Source organism: Pseudomonas sp. Wu6 (genome assembly GCF_019891515.1).
GTDB lineage: Bacteria > Pseudomonadota > Gammaproteobacteria > Pseudomonadales > Pseudomonadaceae > Aquipseudomonas > Aquipseudomonas orientalis_A.
Genome location: NZ_JAFLXH010000004.1, coordinates 131,137 through 150,541 on the forward strand (window position 1 = coordinate 131,137; position 19,405 = coordinate 150,541).

A 19,405-nucleotide genomic window follows, 5' to 3' on the forward strand; every position below is an offset into this window, starting at 1 on the left:
CTCCCTTCAACAAAAACAAGGACCGGTTCATGCCCTTCACCCTCCCCCGTACCCTTCTGGCCGCCACCCTGGCCTTGTCCTTCGCCCTGCCGGCCTACAGCGCCGAACCGCACAAGCAAATCCAGGCGGATGCCGTACAGTACAAGGCCGACGCCCTGAAACTGCTGGAACGCCTGGTGAATATCGACTCCGGCTCCGGCTACGAGCCCGGCCTGGCCCAAGTGCGCGATATTGCCGTGGATGAATTGAAACAGCTGGGTTTCAGTATCCAGCTGGTGCCGGACAAGGCCGCCAACAGCAGCCATGTAGTCGCCACCCTCAAGGGCACCGGCAAGGCCAAGATCCTGCTGATGGCGCACATGGACACCGTGTTCAAGGAAGGCTCGGCCGCCGAGCGTCCGTTCCATATCAAGGACGGCCGTGCCTATGGCCCCGGCGTGATGGACGACAAAGGTGGCATCGTCGCCGGCATCTACGCGCTGAAAGTCCTGAAAAACCAGGGTTTCAATGACTATGCGCAAATCACCTTCCTGCTCGATGCCAGCGAAGAAACCGGCTCCGACGCCGCGTCCGAACTGATCCGCACCACCGCCAAGGGCCATGACGTGACCCTCAACCTGGAACCCGGCCGCCCGGCCGATGGCCTGGTGGTCTGGCGCAAGGGCAGCGCTACCGCCGTGGTCGAAGTCAAAGGCAAAGCCGCCCACGCCGGCGTCGCGCCCGAATTGGGGCGCAACGCCGCCATGGAAGTTGCGCACCAGATCCTGCAACTGGGCAAGCTGGGGGACGAGGAAAAGAAAACCACCATCAACTTCACCGTGCTCAAGGCCGGCGACCGCACCAACGTCATCCCCGACCAGGCCACCGCCAAGGCCGACGTGCGCGCGGCGTTGCCGGAAGAGTTCGACCGCATCGAGAAGGACCTGGCGCGGGTTTCAGCGGACAAACTGATCCCCGAAACCGAAGTCAAGACCACCCTGCAACGCGGGCTGCCGCCAATGCCGCAAACGGCGGAATCGGACAAACTCGTCGCGATTGCCCAGGGCATCTACGGCGAGTTGGGCAAGACCCTGACCATCGAAGGCAGCGGCGGCGCCGCGGATGCAAGCTTGTCGGCCGGGGTAGGGACGCCGACGCTGGATGGGTTTGGGATCGTGGGCGGCAATATTCACACGCCCGAGGAATATGCCGAGGTGGAGAGTGTGGTGCCTCGGGTTTATTTGTTGAGTCGGATGATTATGGAGTTGGCCAAGCGTTGAAGTAGGTCATGCACTTGTGGCGAGGGAGTTTGTTCGCTCGCCACAGGCGGTGGGTTACCAAGTTGATTGGTCTTCGCGGCTGGCTTTTTGGAGGTCGTCTTTCCAGACTTCATTGGCGAGTCGGTAGATGTCGGCGAAGAAACCTCGAAGGTCGACTATTTCTGTTTCATCCCAGGCCATCGTAGTGTATTTGTCTGGATCGTCCTCAAAGTAAGATTGGAAGTTGAAATTCACGCTGTTTAAGGCGAAGGATAAGCTTTCTATTAATTTGTATCTGTGTCGATAGGAGAGTCTTTTGTATGGGTCTAAGCAATATTTTAGTATGAGATTTTCTCTGTCTTTACTGTCATTCGGGTTATAGCGAGCGAGTTCTTTTCCCTTGGTTTCTTCCCTGTCATAAATATCAAAAACTCCTACGAAATAGTAAAGGCTGGCGTCGAATGGGACGGTGTCGGAGCCGGGGTGATATAACATGTGTTGTCATTCCTTAATGGGGAATAAGGTGAAAGGTGTGCCGTCTTCTCGAAATTTCATTTCTACAGCATTCATGGATGGGTTAAAGGTTGGGTTGGTTGGGTCTCTTCTGTTTGGCCTGTAGCCTCGTCCAGCTCCTGGTAATTCTAAACGTACAATATCGTTTCTGTTGTCATCAACGCCGGTGTAGCGCGGTAGCCCCCGCTCTGTCCGCGAGGTGGCTTTTGTCCATGCCTGAAGCTGAAACTTCCAACTGTTAAATTGCGAACTCGGGACGCCCCTTCTATTTATTGGTGTTCTACCCGTTATTGGGTCTGTTCCATCAAACGATCGCCTTTCCACCTTGTGATGCTCTACCTCCGGGCCGTGCTTGCCGACCATATGCATGTCGTACTTTTCTTCGTACTCCAGGATTCGACGCTTCGCATTGGCCTCGGTAAGTTCCTCAATCCTGGCCTGTCTAGCTGTCAGCCGCGGCTCGGGAGTTCGTGGCTCACCGGAGTCAACTCTAGCGGAATCAAAAGGACTTTGGGCTTTATAGGCTGGTCTGCATTCAGCGGATTCCGGACAAGAACTTAATCCCAGCGGATCCACCCACCCCGTTGGGTTGGGCACGTACTGGTACCCATTGATCCCACCCGCCAGCTTCACCGGGTCCGGCGTCAGGTAACGACCAATATCCGGATTGTAGTAGCGATGGCGGTTGTAGTGCAGACCGCTTTCCTGGTCGTAGTACTGGCCTTGAAAACGTAGAGGGTTGTCGATTTTGCCTACGTCGAGGCGGCTGATTTCGCCGTAGGCGCGGTAGTGGGCGGACCAGGCGATTTCGCCTTCGGGGGTGGTGAGTTCCTGCGGTGTGCCGAGGTGGTCGAGTTGGTAGTAGTAGGGCTTTACGTTTTCTGGACCGAAGCCTTCCAGCAGTGCCAGCGGGCGGAAGCTGTCGGGTTCGTAGAGGTAGCTGCGATGTTGATCGGCATGGTGTTCGGCGATCAGCTTGTCGCCTTGCCAGAAGAACTCCGTTGTTTTCTCTTCGATGGTTTTGCTGATGCGCCGACCAAACGGGTCATAGCGATAGCTTGCGGTTTGGCCGTTGGGTTGGGTGACGCCGATCAGCCGGTGCTGGCAGTCGTAGCGGTACTCGGTGACGAGTTGCTGGCCCTTGCCACGCCGTTCACGGATAAGGTTGCCGAAGGCGTCGTAGTCGTAATGGTGGTCGCCTTGGATCATCAGGCGATTGCCCGCCACGATGTCGGGCCCCGGCCTGTCTTGCATAAGCAAATTGCCGGCGGGGTTGTGGCCGAAACGCTCCTGCACATCCTGCGAATGATCCGCCCGTGTCAGACGCTGGAGTGGGTCGTAGCGATAAAGGTGTTCGCCTTTGCGGGTGTCGAGCAGGCGGGCGAGGTTGCCGGCTTTGTCGTAGTCGTATTGGCGTTGGTAAAGGTGGTTTCCTTGCTGGGTGACGGCGTGGGCGTGCAGGCGGTTTTGGTCGTCGTAGTGGTAGTGGCTGAGCAGTTGGCCTTGTTGGCGTTGGTGTTCGCGACCGGCGTGGAACAGGTGGGAGGTCAGCAGTGCGCCATTCAGCTCGACGGTGGCCAGGTGGCCGCCTTTGTCGTGGTTGAAGGTCAGACGGTTATTATCCGGCAGGCGTAAATGCTGAAGTTGGCCACAGGCGTCATAGCCATAGCGCAAGGTGCCCCAGCCCTGGTGCTCAGCAGTGAGGCGGTTTTGTTTGTCGTACTCGTAGGCCAGCGCCCAGTGGCCGTCTTCGACGCTGAGGAGGTTGCCTTGGCGGTCGTAGGTGTAGTCGACCGTATTGCCATCGGGGAGGGTTTTTCTTACAAGACGACCGGCGTGGTCGCGCTCGTAACGGGTAACAAGCTGACTACCGTCGTCGCCGTGTTCGGTCTTTTCCAGCAGGTTGCCGTTGAGGTCGTAGGCGTAGGCGGTGCGTTGGCCGTCGAAGCCGGTTTCCTGTCGGATCAGGCCGTTGGGGTGGTAGTCCAGTTGATAGGTTTCGCCAACTTCGTTTTCGATTTCAGTTAGCAAAAGGCGGGCGTTGTCGTAGCGATACTTGACCTGAGTGCCGTCGGCGTTGATGCGGCGGCTGATCAGGTGCAGGCCGTCGGCGTATTCGTAGCGGGTGACGTGGCCGAGTTCATCGCGTTCGGCGATGATTTTTCCGTAGGGGTTGTAGTTGAATTCCCGATAGCTACCGTCGGATTGGGTCAGTTTCAGCAGGCGTCCTATAGCGTCCCATTGATACTGAATCAGCGCGCCATGCTCATCCTCCCGCGCAACCTGCCGCCCCAGGTCGTCATAGCGATAGCGCTTGATGCCGCCATTGGGCAGCTGTTCTTCAACAAGCTGCCCACGCTCATTCCACACCAGCCGATGACAACTGTTGTCGGGATACCAGACCCCAGTCAGTTGCCCGCGCTTGTCGTAGCTGTAGTCGGTCGCGTTGCCCTCCGGATCAATCCTGCGGATGACATCGCCTTGCTCATTACGCTCGTATTTCCAAACCGCCTCACCACGCCGCACGACCCGTACGAAACCATTGTCATGCTCGTAGGACGTCGGCTCATCCTCCCCCGGAAACAGCGCGACCAAGCGTCCGGCGGCGTCGTACTGATACGCCGTCACCGCGCCCAGCGGGTCCTGCTCGACGGTCAGTCGGCCCTTGTCGTCGTAGGATTTGAAATGCCGGGCGCCGTCGGGATCGATGCGCTGTACCAGTCGCGCCCGGTCGTCATGGACATACACTTCCTGGCTGCCATCGGCGTTGTGCACGTTGACGCTGCCGTCATCGCCCCATACATAGCGCGTGTCCATCTGTGAAAAACTGGCCCAGTGCCGGACACAGCGCGCGGCTTTACCAGACCTTTCCCACGCCCAAAAGAAACTTGCCCCACCGGCCAACTGCCGCTCAAGAATGACTTGCTCTTCGTCGTACCGATAAACCTCGCGTTCACCGACGGCATTGGTCGCCGACACCAGTCGTCCGGCGGCGTCGTAGGCGTAGGAAACGACGTTCTGCTCGGTCACCCACACGAAGGGTTCATGGCCTTTGGCGCGATGAACCTGGTAGTCCACCGCCACAATCCGACCCAACTCGTAGCGCAAGAGCAAAGAGCGCCCCGCACCGTTATCCAGCCGCTCAATACGCCCCAACCGATCCCGGAAAATGCGCAATCGGTTGTCATACGCATCGCTGATCGCCGTCAGCACACCGTCGCAAAAGTGATAGAACCGAGAAGCCTGGGCCAGCACCAACTCGTCAGGCGCAGACCCCAAGTAGATCGCAGCTTCCGCCAGGCTATTGGTAATCGCCGGTCGAGCCGCCGTCGGCAAGGGCAGGGTGGTCGAGCGATTCTCATGGTCGGTCCACACCACCGAATCGCCTGAAACTACAAGCCGATGCGCCAGCGCATGACTCCAGCCAAACCCCAACCCGCAATCCACGTCGACCGCACTGGTGCGGTACAAGCGCGTCCACTCGAACGGCAAGATCCCATCCAGCGCGCCGTCGGTCAGGGTCAGCAGTTCCTCGCCGGTGACCATCGATACGGGGCAACCGTGAGTAACGGTCTTGTCCGCAGAAGCCGCCGCATCGCCCTTCGGGTTGGACGCCACGGCCGGCACATCATCCACCGACTCCTGGCGGACCAATGCGGTGCGCTGCGTTTTGTTGCGCACCATCGGCACCGGATTCGAAACCAGATGCTCGCCTGCCTTCAACGGCGCCACCGGCACTGCCTTGATCGGCGTCGCCGCACTGTTCAGCAACAGAGGCTTGGCCGCCTGCACGTGAGTTTCCAGCCCAGGCCCCGGCACCTGCCTGGCCAGCAACTCCAACAGCGCCCGCGCCCGCCCGGACTTGATAGAACTCAACACCTGAGCCCCCAGCCGAAGCTGCACCCCCATCCCCCGCGTGGCCCATATCAGCAACAGGTTGATCAGGACTTCGCCGGTGAGCTCACCCAACAGCTCGTACATTTCGGGCGGCGGCTGCAGGCGTATCCAACTGACCATCGCCGACAAATAGATAAACAGCAGCGGCTCATCGCTGAGCACCAGAAAGCCTTGGGCGAGTGTGTCCTTGCCCAGTTTCAGCAGTTCATCGAGTTCGGCTTGGGAAAGGTACTGCAGCAGCTTTTCGCTGTTGGACTTAAGGTTCGCCAGCAGGTCGTACAGCTCGGTGATGTTGTCCCACAGGTTGTAAAAGGCCTGGCCAATCCCGCTTGCAAAGGCCGCACCCTGTTTCACGCTGCGCTTGAAGGACGGGGCTTTGGCAAAATCGGCCCATTGAGGCTCGAAGCGCTCGCGCCACTGCTTGCGCAGATCCGCTTCCAGTCCGGCAATCACCGACTGGTAGGACGCATACAGCGCCTTGACGTGATCTTTGGAAACATTGGGGTAGAAAGTGACTCGGTATCGCTGGTCGCGAGTACATTCGGGCACTTCAAGCATGCCGCTGGGGCCGATGGTGCGGTGCAGCGGCGCGCCAATGGGCGTGCCGTCCGGTGCAATGGCTTGCAGCGTGACCGGCGTGTTGCCGATAGGGACGAAGCGGGTGCTCTCGAACAGATGCACCAGGGTCAGCCCACCCTGGGCCTTGCATTGAGCGACGGTGCGACTGGGTGTGTCGGAAGAGATCGGCGCGACCAGTGCGACGTCGTCACCGATCTTGAACACCTGCTCGACTTCCAGTGCCGAGCCACTGAAAAAGCTGTCGGCCCACGCGTCGAAGGTGTTCAGGCAATTGCGCAAATCCCCAAGCACGTTTTCAACATCCGGCGCTTTGGGGTCCATGGGGGCCAGGACGAAGCTGGCAAGCACCGGAATCAAAACACAGCCCCAATAACCGGGGCTCTAACGAAAAGAACCATCTGCAATCCCTCGCACTGAATGATCAGGCGAGGGACTTTGCAGCGGTTTGCGGGGCAGGGGAGTAGAGCTTATCCGGCAGTTGCGTGGGAAGTTTCAACAAGCCTGTCGCGCAGCACCAGGCTGCACAGCGCCGGCAAAAACAACAGCGTCAACACGGTGCCCACCAGCACTCCGCCGATCAGCACATAGGCCAGGGACGACCAGAACACCGACAACGTCAGCGGAATAAAGGCCAGCGCCGCCGCCAGGGCAGTGAGGATCACTGGTCGCGCGCGACGCACGGTGGCTTCGACAATGGCTTCGCGTATGGGCATGCCGTGGTCCTGGTTCTGGCGAATCTGGTCGGTGAAGATCAGTGTGTTGCGCATCAGAATCCCGCCGATGCCGATCAGCCCGAGAATCGCGTTGAACCCGAACGGCTGGTTGAACAGCAGCAAGGTCGGCACCGCGCCAATCAGGCCCAGCGGCGCCGTGGCGAAGACCATGAACATCACGCCGAAGGAGCGCACCTGGAACATGATCACCGTGAGCGTCAGCAGGATCATGATCGGGAACAGCGCCGCCAGGGCGACGTTGGCCTTGGCGCTTTCTTCCACCGGGCCGCCGATATCGATGTGGTAACCGGCAGGCAACTTGGCGATCAGCGGCTGCAGGTCCTTGTACACGGCCATTTCCACATCGGGCGGTTGTACGCCGTCGATGATGTCGGCGCGCACTTCCACCGTGGTCGCGCGGTTGCGGCGCTTGAGGATCGGTTCTTCCATCACCGCCTGGAAATGCCCCACCTGCGCCAGCGGCACCGAGGTGCCGGCGCTGTTGGTCAGGGTCATGTTGTTGAGGTTGCCCAGGTCTTCGCGTTGACTGCCTTGGGCGCGGGCCACCACCGACACCGTGCGGTTGCCTTCACGCACTTCGGTGATCGGATTGCCGCTGAGCAGGGCATTGAGCTGGGACTTGACCTCATCGGGCGTGAAGCCGAGCAGGCGCAGGCGATCCTGGTCCAGCACCAGGCGATAACCGCTGGCGCGCTCGCCCCACTCGAGAAAGGCGTCGCGGGTCAGCCTGTTGTCGGCCACCACTTGACGCACCTGCTCGGAGAGCCCGCGCAGCACGTCCAGGTCCGGCCCGGACACGCGGAACACCACCGGAAACGGCACCGGCGGGCCGAACACCAATTGCGTGACGCGCACCCGCGCCGCTGGAAACTCACCGGCGGCGATGCGTTCGCGCATGCGCACTTTCAACGCATCGCGGGCGTGGGAGTCCGGGGTTTGCACGATCAACTTGGCGAACGCCGGGTCCGGCATCTCAGGGTTCAACGACAGGAAAAAGCGCGGAGCGCCGCCGCCCACATAGGTGTCGACCATGCTCGTCTGCGGTTCCTGCAGCAACGCTTTCTCGACCTGCGCCGCCACCGCTTCGGTGCTTTTGAAGGCGCTGCCGGGGGGCATGTACACCTCCAGGATCAGCTCCGAACGGTCGGAGTCGGGGAAGAACTGTTTCTTCACCACTGCCATACCCAGGCCGCACAGCACAAACGCCGCCACCACCATCCCGGTCACCAGCCAGCGCCCGCGCACGCAGATCTCCACCAGGCTGCGCAGTTTCTGGTAATAGCGCCCGGCGTAAATCGCATCGTGCCCGCCGCGCACCGGCTTGATCTGCGGCAACAGCTTCACGCCCAGATATGGCGTGAACACCACCGCCACCAGCCAGGAGGAAATCAGGGCAAAGCCCACGATCCAGAAGATGTTCCCGGCGTATTCGCCGGCCCCGGAGCGCGCGAACCCCACGGGCAGGAAGCCGATGATCGTCACCAGCGTGCCGGTCAGCATGGGCGCCGCCGTGGAGCTCCAGGCATAGGTGGCCGCATGGATGCGGTCGAAGCCTTCCTCGAGTTTGACCACCATCATCTCGATGGCGATGATCGCGTCGTCCACCAGCAGGCCCAGGGAAATGATCAGGGCGCCGAGGGTGACGCGGTCGAATTCACGCCCGGTGACCAGCATGATCACGAACACGATCGACAGCGTCAGCGGCACCGCCGCCGCCACCACCAGCCCCACACGAAAGCCCAGGGCCAGCAGGCTGATCAGCATCACCACGGCCAGGGCGACGAAGAACTTGAGCATGAACTCGTTCACCGCCAGGCTGATGTTTTTTGCCTGGTCGGACACCTTGGCGAAATTCACGCCCAGGGGCAGGTCGGCCTGGATCCGGGCTTCCTGGGCTTGCAGGCGCTTGTCCAGCTCCAGGCCGTTCCAGTGCTTCTCCATGATCACCCCGAGCATCAGCGCCGGGTCGCCCTGATGACGGATGCGGTAGCTGGGCGGGTCTTCATAGCCACGCCGCACCGTCGCCACATCAGCGATGCGCAGCACGCGGCCATTGACTTGCAAGGGCACGTTCTCGATCAGCGCCAGGCTGTCGAAGGCGCCATCGATACGGATATAGGCGCGGGCGCCGGCGGTTTCGACGAAGCCCGAAGGCGCCACGGCATTTTGCGCGGCGAGGGCGGCGAAGATCTGTTCGGGCTTGATGCCCAGGGTCGCCAGGCGCTCATAGGAAAATTCGACGAATACACGCTGGGCCTGTTCGCCGAGTATATTGACCTTCTTCACCCCCGGCAGGTTGAGCAGGCCCTGGCGCAGCGTTTCGGCCATTTGCACTTGCTGGCGATGGGGCAGGTGCTCGGCCTCCAGGGCGTACAGCGCAAAGTACACATCCGAATATTCATCGTTGAAAAACGGCCCGATCACACCTTTGGGCAGGTTTGCGGCTTCGTCGCTGAGTTTTTTACGGGTCTGGTAGAACAGGTCCTGTATTTCGCTCGGCCGCGTGGATTCGAGGAAGGTCATGCGCATCGAGACGAAACCCGGCTGGGCGATGGTCTCGACGCGGTCGTAGTAATCGAGTTCCTGCAGGCGCTTTTCCAGGCGGTCGGCCACCTGTTCCTGCATTTCCTCGGCGGTAGCGCCGGGCCAGGCGGCGGTGATGGTCATGACCTTGACCGTGAACGACGGGTCTTCGGCGCGCCCCAGTTTGCCGAACGCGAAGATCCCCGCAGCGATGATCGCGATGATCAGGAACAGCGTGACGGCGCGGTGCTTGACCGCCAGTTCCGAGAGGTTGATTCCACGCATGCTCATTGGTCCTGTTTGCGGTTGAGGGCCAGCGCCTGGGCGGGCAGCAGGCGCACCCGGTCACCGCTGTGCAGCAGGTGCGCGCCTAGGGCGACGATGGTTTGGCCAGGCGTGACGCCGCTGTCGAGCAGGGCTTCTTCCTGGCCGAGACTGGCGACTTTCACCGGGGCGAAGCTGAGCGTGTTGTCGTCAGCGATCAGCCACACGCCGGTGCCTTGCCCCGCATCCTGCAACGCACCGATGGGCACGCGGGTTTGCTGGGCCTGGCCGTCACCTTGCAGGCGCACGGTAATGGTGGAACCGAGGGCGAAACGCTCGACCGGGCCGTGCAGCACGTAGCGCGCGCGGTAGGTGCGGGTGGTGGGGTCGGCGCTGGCGGACAGCTCGCGCAGCGTTGCGGTAACGGCCTGGTCCGGCGCACCGAACGGGAAGGCCAGGGCGTTTTGCGCAGCCCGGGCGCGTTGCTGTTCCGGCAGGTTGACGATGGCTTCGCGGGCGCCGTCATGGGCCAGGCGCGCCACGATCTGCCCTTCGGCGACCACCTGGCCGCGATCAGCCAGCACATCGGTGATGATGCCGTCGCCATCGGCCTTGAGTACCGAATAGGTGCGACGGTTCTCGATCTGGCTGGCATCCGATTGCGCCGCCGCCAGTTCCGCTTCGGCAACGCGCAGGTTGGTCGCCGACTGGTCGAAGATCTGCCGCGACACCGCGCCGGTGCTGGCCAGCCGTTGGTAGCGGTTTTCGTCGTCACGGCGCTGGCGCAACTGTGCCTGGGCGGCGTTGACGCGGTTTTTCGCCGAGCGCAACGCCAGTTCGAAGTCGCCGATATCCAGCACCAGCAGCGTGTCGCCACGGGAGACGTGCTGGCCGGGATCGACCTTGCGTTCGATCACTTTGCCGCTGACCCGAAAGCCCAGGTTGCTTTCTGTGCGGGCCGCCACCACGCCGGTATACGCGCTTTGCTGGGTGCCGCCAGCCTCGACCTTGACGGCCAGCACCGGACGCGGCGGCGAGACTTGGGCGGCGTTGTCGGCCTGGCTGTTGCAGCCGCTGAGGATCATCAACAACGCCAGGGGCGTGAAAAGGCGCAGGTGGAGAGGGGGCATGACGGACTCCTGGGTGATCATGGGTAAAAAATTATGGACATAATTTTTTGCTCATATTATGGTCGAAATATAAATTAATCCAGCCCCCGGATATTCCCCATGGCAAACCCCACGGCACCTTCACGCAGCTTGTTGTTCTTGTTGGTTGCCCTCACCGCATTGGGTGAAGTCTCGACGCAACTGATCATCCCGGGCCTGGGCGCCATCGAGCAGGCGCTGGCGGCGCCGCCAGGCTCGGCGTTGATGGCGCTGTCGGCGTTTGTCGGTGCATTCGGCCTGGGGCAGTTGCTGTTCGGGCCACTGTCGGACCGCATCGGCCGCCGCCCGGTATTGCTCGCCGGCCTGACGCTGTATGTGCTGGCGACGCTGTCGATGCTGCTGGTCACCGACATTCACCAATTTATCGCCGCCCGCGTGCTGCAAGGCCTGGGCGCGTGCGCCGCGCTGGTGCTGGTACGCACCGTGGTGCGTGACGTATGGAAAGCCGAGGCAGGCCCGGCCCTGGCGCTGACCATGATCGGCATGCTCTATGCCATCGTGGTGGCGCCGATGGCGGGCGGCTTGCTGATCAAGCTGTTCGGCTGGCATGCGCCAATCATTCTCGCCCTGATGATCGGCAGCGTCGTGTGGCTGCTGGCGGTGCTGTTTTCGCGAGAGCAACCATTACCTCGACCCCAAGGCCGCGCATTGGCGCACCCTAGGCGGGCAGTACCTGGATTTGCTCAAGGGCCGCCCGTACCGCGCCTACGCGGTGGCCCTGGCTTGTACCTACGGGGCCATGTTTGCGGTGATTGCCGGTTCGTCGGCGGTGTTTATCAACCTGCTGGGCCTGAGCAGCCTGGAGTACGGCATCAATTTCGGCCTGATCGTGTCGATGCTGATCGTCGGTTCCACCTATACCCGGCGCAATATCCTGCGCCTCGGGCCGCAGCGGATTGTGACGATGGGCGTGACGCTGGTTGCCGCGGGCGGGGTGTTGGCACTGCTGATTTATGCGCTGTTCGGGCTCTCCGTGGCGGGCCTGGATATTCCCATAGCCCTGGCCACGCTTGGCGGCGGGCTGGTATTGCCCGGTGCGGTCACGGGCGGGGTGATGCCCAACGCCCACCGTGCCGGGCTGGCGGCCGGGCTGATGGGCTTCGCGCAGATGTTCGGCGCCACCTGCAGCGGCGTGCTGTTGAGCCAGCTACGCGATGGTAGCGCGACGCCGATGATCGTCATCCAGGCCGCCTTTGCCGTCACGGCCTTCGTCGCCTTTCATCTGTTGCGTCAGCGCGCGCCCAAGGCACTGTCCTATACATAGGACGATCAGGGCCGCTTTCGCCGGCTAGTGCTCTGCGGCTTTGGGACTTATGGTGTAGGCACTTTGGAGGTACACCATGAAAAAACTGATCGGTCTCTACACCAGCCCCCGCGCCCACTGGGTCGGCGACGGCTTTCCGGTACGCACGCTGTTTTCCTACGACACCATGGGCAAACACATCAGCCCATTCCTGTTGCTGGACCACGCCGGCCCGGCCGATTTCACCCCCACCGACACCCGTCGCGGCGTTGGCCAGCACCCGCATCGCGGCTTTGAAACGGTGACCATCGTCTATGACGGCGAAGTCGAGCACCGCGATTCCACCGGCGCCGGCGGCAAAATCGGCCCGGGCGATGTGCAATGGATGACGGCGGCCAAGGGCATTCTCCATGAGGAATTCCACTCTGAAGGCTTTGCCCGCACAGGCGGGGCATTGGAGATGGTGCAACTGTGGGTCAACCTGCCGGCCAAGGACAAAATGGCCGACGCCGGTTACCAGACCATCGTCGATGGGGACATCCCTGTATTGCCGCTGGCGGGCGACGCGGGGCAACTGCGCCTGATCGCCGGTGAATTCGCCGGTACCCAAGGGCCTGCCCGTACCTTCACGCCCATTGACGTGTGGGACCTGCGCCTCAATCCCGGCAAGGCGGTTACGCTGGACCTGCACGCCGGGCGCAACACCGCGCTGGTGATCCTGAGCGGAACCGTGCAAGTCAATGGCGATGAAGTCGCGCGCCAGGGGCAGTTGGCGTTGTTCGAGCGTGACGGTGACCGCATCACCCTGGAGTCCAACGACGACGCCAAAGTGCTGCTGCTCAGCGGCGAGCCGATTGACGAGCCCATCGTCGGCCACGGCCCGTTCGTGATGAACACCGAGCAGGAGATCCACCAAGCGTTTGCCGATTTCCAATCCGGCAAGTTCGGGCGGATGCAGGCCTGAATGCCAGAAGCCTGGCGCAAGCCCTGCGGGAGGGGGCTTGCCCTGAATGCCAGTCTGTTAAGCGTACACCGCCTTCTGTAGGAGCGAGGGGGGCGCCTACCTCTTGCTCGCGAAAAACGTCAACGTCAACGATAACGCGTGCTACCTGACTCAACGCGGCGCCTGTGAGTTTTTCGCGAGCAAGCTCGCTCCTACATAAAGCAGCCGCGCCCACCCGTAACCACGATGCGCAGCGAGTCGCTTTTGATCTTGATCTCAGGCGCCCCGTTAAACCACGCTGGCCGAACGCAGGCTTGAATCCGTGGGTAACCCGGCAGGACGCCGGGTTAGCCGCACTGGGCCAGGGATGGCCCATTGCGGCGGCCCACGGATTCAAGCCGGAGAGAGGGCACACCGAGCCTAAGCGAGGTGCCGAGTGGTGGGGCAAGAGCGTTTTGCTTACTTTTGCGCTTTTCAAAAGTGAGCCGCTGTAAAAGCGGAACCCATAGCAGCCGTTACCGCAGAAACGGATATGTACCCGGTCCAACCCAACATCCTGGCCAGCCCAGAGGCCGCCATCGGGGGCAAGCCCCCTCCCACAGTGGACCGCGGCGTGTCAGTTGAGTAGCCGCCGGCCGGCAGCAAACCCCCTCCCACATTTGCTATACCCGCCAATCCCATTTCATGCGATCTTCTCGGCATTCGCCCTGGAGTCGCCTGGATGCCCTCATTTATCGCTGAAAACCCGATGGTGTGCGCCCTGGCGCTGATCCTCATCGACATCGCCGTATGGCGCCTTATCACCCCCACGCTGGCCAACTGGAAACTCGCCGCGCGGCTGGTGATCTTCGCGGTGTTCAGCGCAGTGTTGTTCAACGACGGCATGAACCCCATGCAGGCGGCGCCCTATGTCGACGACACCGCCCGGCACCTGGCGGCCACGGCCTTGCAGATCGGCTGGTGGCTGTTCGCCGCGCGCACCCTCACGGTCCTGCTCGGCGCGGTGATGATGCAGCGGGTCGGCCACACCGGGCGATTATTGCAGGACCTGATGGGCGCGGTGATTTTCCTGATCGCGATCATCGCCGCCATGGCCTACGTGCTCGACCTGCCGGTCAAGGGCGTGCTCGCCACCTCCGGCGCCGTGGCGATCATCGTCGGCTTGGCGCTGCAAAGCACCCTGAGCGACGTGTTTTCCGGGATCGTGCTCAACACCACCAAGCCTTACCAGATCGACGACTGGATCTCCATCGACGGCACCGAAGGCCGCGTCACCGATATCGACTGGCGCGCCACACGCCTGCAGACCTCCCAGGGCAGCCTGGCGGTGATCCCCAACTCCCTGGCGGCCAAGGCCAAGATCATCAACTTCTCGCGCCCGGCGGACATGTTCGGCCTGACGGTCAGCCTGCAAGTCAGCCCCCATGCGCGCCCGCAAACCGTGATCGAGTCTCTGGAGCGGGCGATGCAGGGCTGTCGCCCGTTGTTGGCCAAGCCGGCGCCCAGCGTAGCGTTCAAGGCCTCGGCCAGTGGCGGCGTGGAATATGAAATCAGCGGTTTCGTGCCGGCCATGGGCCTCAAGCGCGAAGTGCGCAACCAGCTTTACGACCTGGCCTTCCGGCATTTGCAGGCGGCGGGCGTGGGGCTGTTGTCCGCCACCGAAGGCAGCACGCCCGCCACGGTCTCCGGCGCGCGGGCACTGCTTGAGCGGTCGTCGATCTTCTCCACCCTGCGCCAGGAAGAAAAGGACACCTTCAGCCAGAACATGACCCTGCACACCTACCGCGCCGGCGACATGATCCTGCCGGCGGGGGAGGTCAGCGATCACCTGTTCATCATCGAGTCCGGCGTGGTCTCGGTGATGCTGGTCAAGGGCGGCCACACGTTCGAGGCCGGGCGCATGGGGCCGGGTGAGGTGATTGGCGAATCGGGCATCCTCACCGATCAGGCCACCCTGGCGGATTTCACCGCCAAGACCTTCTGCACGCTGTACCGCATCGAAAACGAATACCTCAAGCCTTGCCTGGACGCGCGCCATGACATCGGCGAAGCCATGAAGGCGCTGCTCGACTTCCGTGTGCACGCCGCCCAGGCGCTGACCGAAGACGCGCCGGTGGTGCCGGTGAAGAAAGGTTTCCTGCAGTGGTTGAGGAGTCGTGGCCTGTAGATTGGTCACCTGTTCTTCGCCCGGATTGGCTATTTCTCCAGAACGCCCAGGTGACTAATCTGCGCACCAATCCCACCGTTCTGGAGTTCCACCATGCAAACCCGTACCGATTTCTACACCGCCTCCCCGGACGCGATGAAGGCCATGCTGGCCCTGGAGGCGGCAGTCGGCAAACTGTCCATCGAACTGCCGCTGCTGGAACTGGTGCGCCTGCGCGTCTCGCAAATCAACGGCTGCGCATTCTGCCTGGACATGCACACCGCCGATGCGCGCAAGGGCGGTGAAACCGAGCGCCGCCTGTACACCCTGTCGTCCTGGCGTGAAACGCCGTTCTTCACCCCGCGTGAACGCGCCGCCCTGGCCTGGTCCGAAAGCCTGACCCTGCTCAGCCAGACCCACGCCCCCGATGAAGACTTCAACGCCCTGGCGGCCGAGTTCAGCGCGCAGGAACAGGTCGACCTGAGTGTGGCGATTGCCACCATCAACAGTTGGAATCGCCTGGCGGTGGGTTTTCGCAAGATGCCCAAATAATCAGAAATTCACTGATGCACTCAAGCGCGCCGTCAACGGCGCGCCCTGGAACAGGTAGTCATCGCCCATGTACTCGCCGGCGTCGCGCCAGTAGCGCTTGTCGAACAGGTTGTCGACGCTCAGGCGAAACACGGTTTCATAGCCATCGACTTTGGTGGTGTAGCGGCTGCCGATATTGACCACCGCATAATCGCCCACTTCCACATTGCCGGTGCGGTTAGCGTACTTTTTGGCGCTGTATTGCACACCGCCGAGCACCGCCAGGCCATTGACCCACGGCAACGCATAATCGGCGTACAGGCTGGCGCGCAGCGTGGGCACGTTGATCGCCTGGTGGTCTTCATAGTCCGGCGTGCCGCTGCCGCTCACCCGTGCCCGAATCGCGGCCACGCTGGAGGCGATCTGCAGGCGGTCGGTGGCCCAGCCATTGGCGGACAGTTCGATCCCGGTGTTTTTCTGCTGGCCTTGTTGCACGTAGGTGAAGCCGCCACTGTCGGGCTTGGCGTACTGGTAAGCCTGGCGCGTCTGGAACACGGCGGCGGCGAAGCTGATACGGCGCCAGTCGTATTTCACCCCGGCTTCGAGCTGGCGCGAGAGCGTTGGCGCCAGTGTTTCGTCCGCGTTTTTTGCGAACCAAGGCGCAGTGCCGCCCAAAGACAGGCCCTTGCTGTAACTGGTGTACAGCGAAACGTTGTCCACCGGTTTGTAGATCAATGAGGCCTGGGGCAGGAACACGTACTGCTGGGTGTGGCGTGTTTGCTTGCCGGTGACGCCGTCGAAGGCTTTTTCATCCAGGCGCACTTCGCGACCACCGAGGAGGGTTTGCCATTGCTCGTTGAAGCGGATGCGGTCGGTGACGAACAGCCCGTACTGGCGGCTGTCGAGGTTGCGGTGGCTGTCGTTCAACGGCTTGTCGGTGGGGGTAAAACTCGGCACCTGTTCGTCGATATTGGCGGTGCCAATCATCTCGTTGACCGACTTGCGCTTGTCGATCACCCGGCGAAAGGCGCTGGTGCCGAAGGTCAGTTCATGGCCGATGCCGGCGGTGTCGAACAGGCCGGTCATGGCCGCCTGGATTTCGTCGTCGCGACGCGTATCGTCGGGGCTGCGGTAGTCGTAGACGTCGTAATTGCCTTCGGGGCTGAAGTAGTTCGGCACGCTTGCCGAGCTGCAGCTGGTCGAGCCGTAGCAGCCCCAGGCAAATGAGCTGTAATCGTCAATCACCACCTTGCTGCGCGCCGCGCTGAGGCTGCCTTTCCACTGGTCGCTGAAACGGTATTCGAATTTGCCGTTGAGGTTCAGTGAATCGATGCCCACCTGCTTGCCCCCGGTCTGATGGCCCAGCAGTTTTTTCGGCGAGGCGTCGTGAGGCACTTCAGTGCCGCCCAGCAGTTGATAACCCGGCACCGAGCGCTGCTGTTTGTTCTGGTACTCGGCATCCAGCTGCAGCACGGCGTCGGGGCTGATGTTCCAGTCAAAGGCCAGGGACACAAAGTCGCGCTGGCCGTTGGCGTGTTCCACGTAGGTATTGAGGTCTTCATGGGCGATATTGGCGCGCAGGCCAAATTGTTGCTCGCTGCCAAACCAGCCGCCGACATCGGTGGCGAGATAACCGCTGCCGCGATCATCGGTGGACACCGTCACTGAGCGCACCTCCTCAGGGCGCTTGGTCACGTAGTTGATCACGCCGCCGGGTTCGGAAATGCCGCTCTGCAACCCGGCCAGGCCCTTGAGCACTTCGACCTGTTGTTTGTTTTCCAGGGCGACGTTCTGCTCGCCGGTGATGGTGCGCCCATTGATCTTGTAGCTGCTCGCCGCATTCAGCGAGAAACCACGCACCACGAAGTTTTCGTAGTAGCCGATGGGCGCGTAGCTGTCGCCCACCGAGGCGTCGTTGCGCAGCACTTCACTGAGCAGACGGGCTTGCTGGTCCTTGATCAGTGCGGCGTTGATCACGCTGATGGAGGCCGGGGTATCGAGCAGGGGCGCTTCATCGAAGCCGCCGACCGCGGCGGTATCAGTGCGATAACCGGACTCATCCTGGCCCTGGACCTTCACCGCCGGCAGTTCGATCTGCGCCGCCAGGCTATTACCGATGCCGCCACTGAGGAGCAGGCCGAGGGCGAAATGTGACGTGACGACGGGACGAAAACGCAAAACCATGGGCAAGGCCTTAAAGCGCTGGACGGGGGGCGCATAAGCTAGGGGGAAGTGCTGAGCTTTACAAGTTATCGAATACGGACTCGGTCCAATGTGGGAGGGGGCTTGCCCCCGATAGCGATGGGTCAGTCAGCTCATCTATGGCTGATATACCGCAATCGGGGGCAAGCCCCCTCCCACATTTGCGCTGTGGAGCATCCGTTAAATAGCCTCGGCCGCAAGTTGATCCGATGCCATGCCGCCCATAGCGGCGCGGTTTAGCTCAGCCACGGCGGTCCGCCCAGCCCGGCATAATAGGCTTTGGCACCGCACCGCTGGCGCAATCCGGCGCCACCGTGGTATTGCTTCACCGCTGTCGTCTGCCACCACCGGTGCCGCGTTGCGGGTCGACGGCGGTGTGGTCGACAGCGTGGCGATCTGAATTGTATTAATGTTATGGAGTATTCACCGTGGCAACAGCCTCTTCTGTGATTGAAATCCCTGCGTCGGCGGACCAGGTCTGGAACCTGATCGGCGGCTTCAACAGCTTGCCTGACTGGCTGCCCTTTATCGCCAGGAGCGAGTCGGGCGAAGGCGGCCGCGTGCGCCACCTGCATACCGCTGATGGCGGCGAGATTGTCGAGCGGTTGCAGACCTTCGACAATGTGGCGCGCACCTACAGCTACACCATTGAACAGTCGCCGTTTCCGGTGAGCGCCTACCTTGCGACCTTGCAGGTTGAAGCCTTGACTGACGCGTCGGCGAAAGTGACCTGGTCCGGCGTGTTTACACCGGTTGCGGGCACCACGGATGCGGCGGTGGAGGAGCTCTTTACCGGCGTGTACGGCGATGGCCTGAAGGCCTTGCGCGCCAATTTTCCCGGCTGACGCCTATCAGGGGTGTGAGCTGCGCTAACGCTCAACAGCTCTCACACTCGACAGATAGGCATGGGCTGCGGCGACGGCCTGCGCCGGTGTTAACGCTGCCGTATCGAGCGTGAAGGGCGGGCTGTCCCAGGCTTCATACTCATGCGCCAGCACCGATGGCCAATTCGGCGGCAGCAGTCCTGGAATATCGCCCTCACGGCTTTCCACTCTGCGCCGATGCTCCTGCTGATCAGAACACACCACCCGGATATCGATCAGTTCGACGCCCGCCGCCAGGGCCACGGCCCGCCAAGCCTCACGGCTTTCCCTTACCGGGTTCACACAGTCAGCGATCACTCGCTGGCCCACACGCACATTACTCAATGCCAGCGCATTTGCCACGCCGTAGCCTGCGGCACCCACATCGCCGGCCAGGGCACCAGACTCGCGCAGCGCTTGTTCGATCACATCGATGCGCAGATAAACCGCGCCCATCCGGCGCGCCAACTCCCTGGCAATCGTGGTCTTGCCGGTGCCGGGCAGGCCGCTGAATACGATAAGCATGGTCCACCAATCCTTTTTTTTGTAGGAGCGAGCTT

At 61.9% G+C, this 19,405-nt stretch carries 11 protein-coding genes and 2 pseudogenes; 7 read left to right on the forward strand and 6 right to left on the reverse strand.

The window, feature by feature from the left end; translation table 11 throughout:
- Positions 1 to 29 precede the first annotated feature (29 nt).
- Positions 30 to 1,259 (forward strand): M20/M25/M40 family metallo-hydrolase, encoded by a 1,230-nt coding sequence (locus J1G34_RS03975; protein WP_222993388.1) that lies wholly within the window; start codon positions 30 to 32, stop codon positions 1,257 to 1,259.
- Between the two features lie 54 nt (positions 1,260 to 1,313).
- Here J1G34_RS03975 and J1G34_RS03980 read toward each other — a convergent pair whose 3' ends face one another.
- From J1G34_RS03980 to J1G34_RS03995, 4 genes are all read right to left on the reverse strand, one after another.
- The gene (locus J1G34_RS03980) at positions 1,314 to 1,733 is read right to left on the reverse strand and encodes a hypothetical protein (RefSeq protein ID WP_065892984.1); all 420 of its coding nucleotides are present in this window, start codon (positions 1,731 to 1,733) and stop codon (positions 1,314 to 1,316) included.
- A 6-nt stretch (positions 1,734 to 1,739) separates the two neighbouring features.
- Positions 1,740 to 6,584, reverse strand: a complete 4,845-nt coding sequence (locus J1G34_RS03985; RefSeq protein WP_459077109.1) for an RHS repeat-associated core domain-containing protein — start codon at positions 6,582 to 6,584, stop codon at positions 1,740 to 1,742.
- 110 nt (positions 6,585 to 6,694) lie between these two features.
- Positions 6,695 to 9,769: an efflux RND transporter permease subunit gene (locus J1G34_RS03990; protein ID WP_222993390.1), complete on the reverse strand. Its 3,075-nt coding sequence runs from the start codon at positions 9,767 to 9,769 to the stop codon at positions 6,695 to 6,697.
- 2 nt (positions 9,770 to 9,771) lie between these two features.
- Positions 9,772 to 10,878 carry an efflux RND transporter periplasmic adaptor subunit gene (locus J1G34_RS03995; protein ID WP_122582596.1) on the reverse strand — a complete coding sequence of 369 codons (1,107 nt, stop codon included), beginning with the start codon at positions 10,876 to 10,878 and terminating at the stop codon, positions 9,772 to 9,774.
- 99 nt (positions 10,879 to 10,977) lie between these two features.
- On the opposite strand from J1G34_RS03995, the pseudogene J1G34_RS04000 reads away from it, so the two are divergent.
- The 4 genes and pseudogenes from J1G34_RS04000 to J1G34_RS04015 all read left to right on the forward strand — a co-directional run bounded on the left by J1G34_RS04000 (position 10,978) and on the right by J1G34_RS04015 (position 15,801).
- Positions 10,978 to 12,181: pseudogene (locus J1G34_RS04000) on the forward strand (multidrug effflux MFS transporter).
- A 76-nt stretch (positions 12,182 to 12,257) separates the two neighbouring features.
- Positions 12,258 to 13,124, forward strand: a complete 867-nt coding sequence (locus tag J1G34_RS04005; RefSeq protein WP_222993392.1) for a pirin family protein — start codon at positions 12,258 to 12,260, stop codon at positions 13,122 to 13,124.
- A gap of 700 nt (positions 13,125 to 13,824) precedes the next feature.
- Complete coding sequence (locus J1G34_RS04010; RefSeq protein WP_065936170.1) at positions 13,825 to 15,270, forward strand: mechanosensitive ion channel family protein; 1,446 nt, start codon at positions 13,825 to 13,827, stop codon at positions 15,268 to 15,270.
- Positions 15,271 to 15,363: 93 nt separating this feature from the next.
- Positions 15,364 to 15,801, forward strand: coding sequence for a carboxymuconolactone decarboxylase family protein (locus J1G34_RS04015; protein ID WP_065892910.1), 438 nt, complete (start codon positions 15,364 to 15,366; stop codon positions 15,799 to 15,801).
- Here the strand turns inward: J1G34_RS04015 and J1G34_RS04020 are convergent, their stop codons facing one another.
- On the reverse strand, positions 15,802 to 17,964 hold the full coding sequence (locus J1G34_RS04020) for a TonB-dependent siderophore receptor (protein ID WP_222993394.1): 2,163 nt from the start codon (positions 17,962 to 17,964) through the stop codon (positions 15,802 to 15,804).
- Positions 17,965 to 18,301: 337 nt separating this feature from the next.
- Between J1G34_RS04020 and J1G34_RS04025 the strand changes: the two are divergent.
- Together J1G34_RS04025 and J1G34_RS04030 are read left to right on the forward strand one after the other, a co-directional pair.
- Positions 18,302 to 18,382: pseudogene (locus J1G34_RS04025) on the forward strand (short-chain dehydrogenase/reductase SDR); the annotation flags it as partial.
- Between the two features lie 28 nt (positions 18,383 to 18,410).
- Positions 18,411 to 18,827, forward strand: coding sequence for an SRPBCC family protein (locus J1G34_RS04030; RefSeq protein ID WP_065892912.1), 417 nt, complete (start codon positions 18,411 to 18,413; stop codon positions 18,825 to 18,827).
- A gap of 24 nt (positions 18,828 to 18,851) precedes the next feature.
- On the opposite strand, the gene J1G34_RS04035 is transcribed toward J1G34_RS04030, so the two are convergent.
- Entirely contained in the window at positions 18,852 to 19,370 is a 519-nt protein-coding gene (locus J1G34_RS04035) for an AAA family ATPase (RefSeq protein ID WP_130139179.1), read from the reverse strand.
- Positions 19,371 to 19,405 lie beyond the last annotated feature (35 nt).